This is a genomic window from Candidatus Ruminimicrobium bovinum (genome assembly GCF_902760015.1).
GTDB lineage: Bacteria > Elusimicrobiota > Endomicrobiia > Endomicrobiales > Endomicrobiaceae > Ruminimicrobium > Ruminimicrobium bovinum.
The window spans coordinates 1-9,425 of the sequence record NZ_CACWEU010000102.1 but is presented as its reverse complement, the minus strand read 5'-3'; the positions used below and the strand labels follow the sequence as shown (position 1 = coordinate 9,425).

The 9,425-nt window shown below is 33.1% G+C and carries 7 protein-coding genes and 1 pseudogene; all 8 read right to left on the bottom strand.

Going from position 1 to position 9,425, the window contains the following annotated elements; all coding sequences use genetic code 11:
• On the bottom strand, positions 1-711 hold a 711-nt coding region (gene dapF / locus ACMUOV_RS03795), incomplete at its 3' end, for a diaminopimelate epimerase (RefSeq protein ID WP_413853787.1).
• 320 nt (positions 712-1,031) lie between these two features.
• Complete coding sequence (gene carB, locus ACMUOV_RS03790; RefSeq protein ID WP_413853786.1) at positions 1,032-4,319, bottom strand: carbamoyl-phosphate synthase (glutamine-hydrolyzing) large subunit; 3,288 nt, start codon at positions 4,317-4,319, stop codon at positions 1,032-1,034.
• Positions 4,320-4,349: 30 nt separating this feature from the next.
• Complete coding sequence (gene carA, locus ACMUOV_RS03785) at positions 4,350-5,477, bottom strand: glutamine-hydrolyzing carbamoyl-phosphate synthase small subunit (protein WP_413853785.1); 1,128 nt, start codon at positions 5,475-5,477, stop codon at positions 4,350-4,352.
• A gap of 86 nt (positions 5,478-5,563) precedes the next feature.
• Complete coding sequence (locus ACMUOV_RS03780; protein WP_413853784.1) at positions 5,564-6,151, bottom strand: ANTAR domain-containing response regulator; 588 nt, start codon at positions 6,149-6,151, stop codon at positions 5,564-5,566.
• A gap of 263 nt (positions 6,152-6,414) precedes the next feature.
• Positions 6,415-7,182 (bottom strand): tryptophan synthase subunit alpha, encoded by a 768-nt coding sequence (gene trpA, locus ACMUOV_RS03775; RefSeq protein ID WP_413853783.1) that lies wholly within the window; start codon positions 7,180-7,182, stop codon positions 6,415-6,417.
• Entirely contained in the window at positions 7,175-8,359 is a 1,185-nt protein-coding gene (trpB, locus tag ACMUOV_RS03770; protein WP_413853782.1) for a tryptophan synthase subunit beta, read from the bottom strand. Before trpB ends, trpA begins: the two co-directional genes overlap by 8 nt.
• Positions 8,352-8,945 (bottom strand): phosphoribosylanthranilate isomerase, encoded by a 594-nt coding sequence (locus tag ACMUOV_RS03765; protein ID WP_413853781.1) that lies wholly within the window; start codon positions 8,943-8,945, stop codon positions 8,352-8,354. The genes trpB and ACMUOV_RS03765 overlap by 8 nt, the downstream gene beginning before the upstream one ends.
• 121 nt (positions 8,946-9,066) lie before the next feature.
• Positions 9,067-9,425, bottom strand: a pseudogene (locus ACMUOV_RS03760) (hypothetical protein); the annotation flags it as partial.

Genomic DNA, 9,425 nt, shown 5'->3' with positions numbered 1-9,425 from the left:
TTTACCTCTTGTAATTACATGTACCGGCGATTTAACTTTATTTAACAAAACGGAAATTATTGACGATGCAGTTACTCCCGTTCCGCAGGCTAAAGTTTCACCTTCCACACCTCTTTCATAAGTTCGGACAAGTATGGTGTTATCTTTATCTACCTTAACGAAATTTACATTTGTACCTTTAGGTTCATAATGTTTGTGAAACCTTATAATGTTTCCATACTTTTGAACATTTACTTTTTCTATATCGTCAACATAAACTACTGCATGCGGAACACCGGTATTTAAAGAATGAACAGTCCAAATATTACCTTCAACCTCAATTTCTTCGTTAAGAGCCAAATCTTTCGGATTATACAATGCAAGTTTTACAACAGTGTCATTTTTTATTTCTGCCGTAACCAAACCGGCATCAGTTTCAAACTTCATGTTTTTGCCTGCAATACCTAACTTATAAGCAAACATTGCAATCGATCTTCCGCCGTTACCGCACATACTTGCGAAAGAGCCGTCCGAATTATAATATCTCATTCTAAAATCTGCTTTTGATGACTTTTCCAAAAGGATAAGTCCGTCTCCGCCTATGGAATATCTTCTGTCACAAAGTTTTGCGGCAAGTTTTGAATGTATATTTTCAGGAACAATATTTTCCCTGTTATCTATTAAAATAAAATCGTTTCCGGCTGCTGTTAACTTATAGAAATTTAAATTCATTTGATTTCTATACCTCTATCCTTCTATACATTAAAAAAAGGTACTTAAAAGATTAATTAAATCTCTTAAGCACCTTTGCTTAAATTCTTTTATTAAGTTGTTGGCATAATTTTATAACAAAAAATTTTTTTTGTCAAACAAAAAATCGCTTTGCGATTTTTTAGCTGATTCAGAAATTCTTGCAGAATTTCTTAGCTGAGAAGCTGAGATCAAAACCTACGGTTTCTTAGCTGATAAGTTTTCGGAATAAAATAAACAATTAGATTTTTTGCAAAGCAAAAAAATATATTAATTGCTAATTTATAATTTCTAATTACTAATTATAAACTAATGCACTTTATATTTTGAAGTTTGTCATATTCATCAAGAGCTTTTAAATAAGCAATAACTTTTTCCATATTAGTAAGCAATGAACAACCGCATTTTATTGCTGCTTTTCTTATAATTGCATTTTCTTTTCTCTCATCAATATCAAATGTTTTATGAATATTTATTACAAAATCAACCTTGCCGTCTTTTATAACATCAGTCGCTTTAGGATTTTGATGCCAATGAACCATACTGACGGTGTATCCTTTTGATTGTAAATATTTTGCAGTTCCTGCTGTTGCATATATAGGAACATTCAACTTATATAAATTATCTATAACTTCCATAAATTTTATTTTATCTTTTTCTCTGCCGGAACTTACCAATATTCCCTTAACAGGTTTTTTAATTTGGGTTGCTTCCAACGATAAAACCATTGCCTGATTAAAATCTTTACCTAAACAACCCACTTCGCCGGTAGAACCCATTTCTACACCTGTTACGGGGTCTGCACCGTCAAGCCTTTGATAACTGAACATTGATGCCTTCATTCCCACAAATGGAATTTCGCTTTCATCCACCATTATTTTACTTATCTTTTCATTGTTCATAACTTTGCAGGAAATTTCGGCAAGGTTTTTACCGGAAACTTTTGAAATAAAAGGGAACGACCTTGAAGCTCTCGAATTACATTCTATAACTTTAACATCGTTATCTTTTGCTATAAACTGAATATTGAAAGGTCCGTTTAAATTTAAACCTTTTGCAATTTTTCTGACAATATCTTTTATCGTATTTACCGTTTTTACATAAAGTTTTTCGGGGGGAAAAACAAGTGTTGCATCACCGGAATGAATTCCGGCATTTTCAACATGTTCGCTTACCAACGAAATTATTACTTCTCCGTTTTTGGCAACTCCGTCGCATTCAACTTCTTTTGCATCAAGAATAAATTTTGAAATTACTACCGGATAATCATCGGAAATATCTTTTGTTAACGAAAGGAAATAATCAAGACTCTTTTGGTCGCCTGCAACATTCATAAGTGTTCCCGATAATACAAAACTCGGCCTTATAAGAACAGGATATCCTACCCTTTCAATAAATTCATCTATTTCTTTTCTTGAAGTTGCCGATATCCATTCCGGCTGATCTATTCCCATTTTGTCGAGTAATGCCGAAAATTTATTTCTGTCTTCTGCCATATCAACCGTTTTTGCACTATGACCTAAAATTTTAACTTTTGTATCGTTTAATGACGGTATCAGATTATTAGGGTTTTGCCCACCCATACAGGCAATAACACCTTTCGGTTTTTCTATATCTGCAATATCCAAAACTCTTTCAAAAGAAAGTTCTTCAAAATATAATCTGTCGGAAGTTGAGAAGTCCGTTGAAACGGTTTCAGGATTACAGTTTATAATAATACTGTCTGCTCTTTTTTGTTTAAAATATTTACTTGTCATTACCGAACACCAGTCAAACTCGCAGCTGCTGCCTATTCTGTAACTTCCGCTGCCGAGTGTAATTATGCCGGAATGTTTTTTTGTTAATGTTATATCATTGTGTATGCCGTCATAAGAAAGATACAAATAATTTGAACTTGTAGGATATTCGGCAGATGTCGTATCTATTTGTTTTACAACCGGAACAATATTTAATTTTTTTCTTAATTTCCTTATTTCAAGCGATAATTTTTTAATTTCTTTTTGTGTATATTTTTTATTGGGTTCCTTTACCGAAAGAAAAAATTTAACAAGTTGATAGTCGGAAAAACCGAGTTTTTTTAAATTTCTTATATATTCTTTACCTAAATTTTTAAAAGTGTCATATATGGTTTTTGTTTTACTTTTTTTAATCATTTCACAAAGTTCATTTTCGGTGTCTGCAAGATGTTTTATATGTGAAAGAAACCATTTTGAAATTTTTGATAATTCCGCAATTTTATCTGTGGAATAATTTCTTTTGAATGCTTCGTATATTGCAAACAACCTTAAATTTGTGGGGTTTGAAATTTCATATTCAAGTTCTTTTTTCGTTGCCGATTTAAAAAGACCGGATGTTATACCTTCATCGTTTTCGTTTACCATTCTAACGGCTTTTTGTGTTATTTCACAGAAATTTCTGCCTATTGCCATAACTTCACCGACGGACTTCATTTGTGTCCCCAATAATTTTGAAACACCCGTAAATTTTTTTAAATCCCATCTTGGCACTTTTAAAGTTACATAATCAAGTGACGGTTCATAAAATGCCGATGTCGTTTGCGTTACCGGATTTTTAAGTTCAAGTAAATTAAAACCGGAAACAACTTTTGCCGCAATATATGCTATCGGGTAACCCGTAGCTTTTGATGCAAGTGCAGATGACCGCGATAATCTTGCATTTATTTCTATTACATAAAATTCTTTTCTGTCGGGGCTTAATGCAAACTGAACATTACATTCACCTATTACACCTATGTTATGTACAATTTTTATTGCGGTATCTCTTAACATATTGTTTTCGATGTTGTCTATTGTTTGGCACGGTGCAATAACTATCGAGTCACCCGTATGTATTCCCATGGGGTCAAAATTTTCCATATTACAAATTGTTATGCAGTTGCCTTGTCTGTCTCTCATTACTTCATATTCTATTTCCTTCCAACCGTATAACGATTTTTCTATTAAAATTTGCGGAACACTCATTAAAGCCGCACATGCAAGTTGTTCTAACTTTTCTTTGTTTTCGGCAAGTCCGCTGCCGAGCCCGCCCAAAGCAAATGCAGACCTTGTTATTACCGGATAACCTATTTCTTCTGCAACTTTTAACGCTTCTTTAACGGTAGATACAGCTTTACTTGCAGGAATAGGAACGGATATCTCTTTCATTTTTGCGGCAAACAAATCTCTGTTTTCCGACATTTCAAGGGAATCAACCGATGTTCCTAAAACTTCAACACCGTATTTTTGCAAAACGCCGCTTTTATAAAGTTCTATAACACAATTTAATGCGGTTTGCCCTCCGAAACTTGATATTATTCCGACGGGTTTTTCCTGTTCTATAATTTTTTGAACCCAAAAAGGTGTTACCGGATACAAATATACTTTTTTGTCAACATCTTTATTCGTTTGAACGGAAGCTATGTTCGGGTTAACAACAATAACCTCAATATTTTCTTCCTGCAAAGCTTTTACCGCCTGAGAACCGGAATAATCAAATTCTCCCGCCTGTCCTATTGATAAGGCACCGGAACCGAGCAAGATTACTTTCGGTTTCTTTAACCCCGTATAATTTAATTTTTTTAATATTGGCATAAGAAATACTCCATATTTTTTGGGTTAGTTCTATAATTTATTAATAAACTCCGAAATTATCCAAGCTGTATCGTTAGGTCCGCTTGATGCTTCCGGATGAAATTGAACCGACATAAACGGTTTTGTTTTATGTTTTATTCCTTCAACACCTTTATCGTTTGCATTTTCAAACCATAAAGACCAATCTTTTGCTATTGTTGACGGATCAACAGTATAACTGTGGTTTTGGCTTGTCATAAATGCCTTTTGTTCCGGTATAATAAATACCGGTTGGTTATGGCTTCTGTGTCCGTAAGGCATTTTTTTTATTTTTGCTCCGCTTGCAAGTGATATTATTTGATGGCCTAAACATATACCCAAAACAGGTTTGTTTCCGTCCAATAATTTTTTTACTCTTTCCACCAAATCACCGGTATTCCTCGGATCTCCGGGACCGTTGCTGATAAGCCATCCGTCTGCTTCAACGGTTGAAAAGTCCGTATCCCAAGGAATTAATTCTATTTGGCAACCTTTATCAACAAGCATCCTTAAAATATTCCATTTAACACCGCAATCTACAACGGCAACTCTCTTCTTGCTTTTTCCGAACACTTTTCTTTCTTTTGTTGATACCGTCGGCATAAGATTAAATTTTGAAGGGTCTACATATTCGTCGTTTTTAAATTTTTCCAAGAACGGAAATTTTTTAATAACATTTTCTTTTTTTGCTCCTTCGGGTATTATCCAACCGAAAAGGTTTCTTGTATTTCTTATCGTTTGAACCAAATATCTTGTATCTATTCCCATAATGCCGGGCACTTTTTGTTCTGTCATCCATTGTTCAAGCGGTATCATACTTCCGTAATGATAACTTTCGTCAAAAATTTCCGATACTATAATCCCTTGAGTTTTAATTGATGAGCTTTCATGCCCGAAAGAATTTATAAAATCGTTACTTATAAGTTTCGGAACACCGTAATTGCCGATAAGGCAAAAACTGAAAACAAGAATTTGCCCGATGTAAGAAGGGTCCGACATTGATTCACTGTATCCGAGCATTCCGGTATTAAAAACCATTTCACCGCTTACTGCAGCATCGTAACCTATAAGTTTACCCTCAAACTTCATACCGTTTGAGAGTTCCAATATCGCTTTTTTTCTTTTTAAATTATTAATCATTAAAAAATACTCCGTATTTTTTAGTTTAGAGTTTAGGGCTGAGAGTTGAGGGTTTTCAGCTATAAACTATCAAATATAAATTGCTGTTATTTGAATTTTTCAAATAACTGAATTATAGTTTTTGCTATTTCGTTTATTGTTCTTCCCGAATCCATGGCTTTTTTTCTTAAATTTCTATATGCACTGTCTTCATCCATATTAAATTTTTTCATTAATATTCCTCTTGCTCTGTCAACATTTTTCCTTTCTTCTATTTGATATTCAAGATCTACTACTTTTTGTTCCATATCACGAAATTTATGCGATAACCTGACTGCAAGTTCGGTGGTATGAAGTAAAACCTGTTTGTTTATCGGTCTTGTTACGCAAAATATATCCAAAGAACCTTTTTTTAATTCATCTATATTGTCACTTTGAAAATTGTTTGCAAGTATTATTGTAGGACAAATTTTTAATTCTTCTATTTTTACGGCAAGTTCATAACCGTTCATATCTTCCAAAGAATAATCGGTTATAATAATATCGGGCATAATTTGATTAACTTTTCTTAAAACTTCATTTCCGGATTTTTCTATGTGAGTAACTGAAAAAGAATTTGCGGACAGTGATAGAAGTGCCTTTATTTCTTCCGCCTGTTTTTGTGAACATACCAACAATAAATTTGTGTTGTCCATAAAAGGTACCTCCTGTTTTGGCTGATAAGGTGATAAATTGAAAAGTGTAACAAACAAAAAATTGAAAAATCAACAAATAACCGATAACCTTATAACCCTATAGACCATGAACTAAAAATATACAAAGATAAAGGTGCTTAAAGATTTACTCCCTTTAAGCACCTTTGCTCAGTAATTTATTCAGTTTTGTTAATTATACTTTTTTTAATATCTTGTGTCAATAAAAAATAAATATTAGTTATCATATACAATTAAATTTTTTATTACATCGATTCTTTCATTCTTTTAACATAATTGTAAATATGTTTGTCCGCATTGGTACCGTATTCTTTTATAATTTTAATTATTGCACTGCCTACAATAACACCGTCAGCAATTTTTGACATTTCTTTAGCTTGCTCGGGGCTGTGTATTCCAAAACCTATTGCGGCAGGAATTGAAGTTGTTTTTTTAACGGATGATAAAATAGATTTTAAATCCGTTTTTATTTCATTTCTTATACCGGTAACACCCATTGATGAAACAATATATAAAAAACCTTCGGCATCTTTTGCAATTTGTTTTATTCTGTCTTCCGATGTAGGTGCTATCAGCGAAATTATTTTTATATCATACTTTTTTGCAAATTGTGAAATTTCATTTTTTTCTTCAAAAGGTAAATCCGGAATAATTATACCGTCTATGCCGATTGAAGAACATCTGTTAAAAAAATTATCATATCCGTATTTGAAAACGGGATTTATATAAGTCATAAAAACAAGCGGTATTGAAATGTTTTTTCGAACATTTTTAACAAGTTCAAAAATATTATCAAGGTTAGTTCCTGCTTCCAATGCTTTTTGGCTTGCTTCCTGAATTACCGGACCTTCGGCAACGGGATCGGAAAACGGTATTCCTATTTCTATTAAGTCCGCACCTGCCGAAACCATTTTATAAATAAAATCTTCGGTTTTATTTATATTCGGATAACCTGCCGTTATAAAAGGTATAAATGCTTTTTTATTTTTAAATGCCGATTCTATTCTATTCATATATTTTTTCTCCTCTGTATCTTGCAATTGCTGCAACGTCTTTGTCGCCTCTTCCGGAAAGGCAAATTATTATGCTTTCGTTTTTATCCGTCTTCGGTGCAAGTTTTCTTGCATAAGCAACGGCATGCGCACTTTCTATTGCACAAATTATACCTTCCGTCCTTGCAAGATATTCAAATGCACTTACGGCTTGTTCATCGGTAACGGGAACATATTCGGCTCTTTTGGTATCGTGCAAATAAGCATGTTCCGGGCCTATTCCGGGGTAATCAAGACCTGCCGATATTGAATAAACTTCCGCAATTTGTCCGTATTTATCCTGGCAAAAATAAGATTTCATTCCGTGAAAAATTCCTATTTCACCTTTAGCAACGGATGCTGCATGTTTATCGGTATTAAGCCCTTTACCTGCTGCTTCACAACCGATAAGTTTTACATTTTTCTCTTCTATAAAGTTATAAAACATTCCCATGGCATTGCTTCCTCCGCCTACACATGCAATAACCGCATAAGGAAGTTTGCCTTCATATTCCAAAATTTGTTGTTTTGCTTCTTTACTTATAATACTTTGAAAATCTCTAACTATTGTGGGAAAAGGATGCGGTCCCATAACGGAACCTAAAACATAGTGTGTATCGTTTACCCTGTTAGACCATTCTCTCATGGCTTCGTTTACCGCATCTTTTAAAACTCTTGTTCCAGATGTTACCGAATGTACTTTTGCACCCAATAATTTCATTCTGTAAACATTTAATGCCTGTCTTTTGGTATCTTCTTCTCCCATAAATATTTCGCATTCCATGCCTAAAAGTGCGGCTGCGGTAGCTGTTGCAACTCCGTGTTGACCGGCACCGGTTTCTGCGATAACCCTTGTTTTACCCATTTTTTTTGCAAGGAGGACTTGTCCTAAAACATTATTTATTTTATGTGAACCGGTGTGGTTTAAATCTTCTCTTTTTAAATATATTTTTGCACCGCCCAAATCTTTTGTCATATTTTCGGCATAATATAAAAGGGACGGTCTTCCGGCATAATTTTTTAATAATGTATTTAATTCATTTACAAATTCCGGATTATTTTTATAACAGTTATAACTTTTTTCAAGATTTGTTATTTCATTCATAAGTGTTTCCGGAATATATTGCCCTCCGTATATTCCAAACCTTGTATTACCCATTTTTTACTCTCCTAACCAATGTTAAAATTTTATTTTTATCTTTTACTTTATTTGTTTCTACACCGCTTGATACATCTATGCAATACGGATTTAATTTTATTGCCGATTCTATATTATTTTCGTTGATACCGCCTGCAAGAAAATACGGTCTTATAAAATTATTTAATAAATTCCAATCAAATGTTTTACCTTGCCCCATTCCGGCATCAAACATTAAATAATCCGCTTGGCAGTTTCGCCATCGAATAATATCTGTTGCTGTTTTTACTTTTATTGCTTTGATTATTTTTTTTGAACAAACTTTTTTTAAATCGGATATATAATTTTCGTCTTCATCACCGTGAAGTTGAATAAAATTTATAATATTTTCGTTGCAAATTTCAACTATATTATTCATATCTTCATTAACAAAAACACCAACGGATAAAATTTCTTTGTTTAATTTGTTTTTTAATTTTTGTGCGGTTTCTTTAGTTACTTGTCTGCGGCTTTTTGCAAATACAAAACCTATGTAATCGGGCATTGCCTCATTTACATATTCTATATCACATTCTCTGAACAAACCGCATATTTTTATTTTTGTCATTTTAATTTTTACCTCACACAAATAAATTCAACTACGAGATTCCCGCTAACGACCTGCGGGAATGACAGAAGGTGGAGAGGAAACAAACCGCAAATTTTTATTTTCATTTTTATTTTACCTCTCACAAACAAACTGAACTACGAGTTTCCCGACAGAGACTTTCGGGAATGACAGATGATAGTGAAGTTAGGAATTGTTTTTTATTTTTACTTAGCATCATACTTTCGCCGATTAACGCACCGTTAAAACCTGCTTGTTTTAATATCTTTATATCTTCTGCCGTTTTTATTCCGCTTTCGGAAATTAATATTTTATTGTCGGGAATAAACTTTCTTAATTTTAAAGATGTATTTATATCAACAGTAAAAGTTTTTAAATCCCTGTTGTTTATTCCTATAATTTCAGCACCGCTGTTTAATGCTTTTTTTATTTTTTTTTCATTATGTGTTTCAACAAGACAATTTAAGTTTAAATTTTTTT

Coding starts and splice junctions, on each gene's coding strand:
- trpB (WP_413853782.1), bottom strand. CDS start 8,359: ATGGGTAATACAAGGTTTGGAATATACGGAGGGCAATATATTCCGGAA.
- trpA (WP_413853783.1), bottom strand. CDS start 7,182: ATGAATAGAATAGAATCGGCATTTAAAAATAAAAAAGCATTTATACCT.
- carB (WP_413853786.1), bottom strand. CDS start 4,319: ATGCCAATATTAAAAAAATTAAATTATACGGGGTTAAAGAAACCGAAA.
- ACMUOV_RS03765 (WP_413853781.1), bottom strand. CDS start 8,945: ATGACAAAAATAAAAATATGCGGTTTGTTCAGAGAATGTGATATAGAA.
- carA (WP_413853785.1), bottom strand. CDS start 5,477: ATGATTAATAATTTAAAAAGAAAAAAAGCGATATTGGAACTCTCAAAC.
- ACMUOV_RS03780 (WP_413853784.1), bottom strand. CDS start 6,151: ATGGACAACACAAATTTATTGTTGGTATGTTCACAAAAACAGGCGGAA.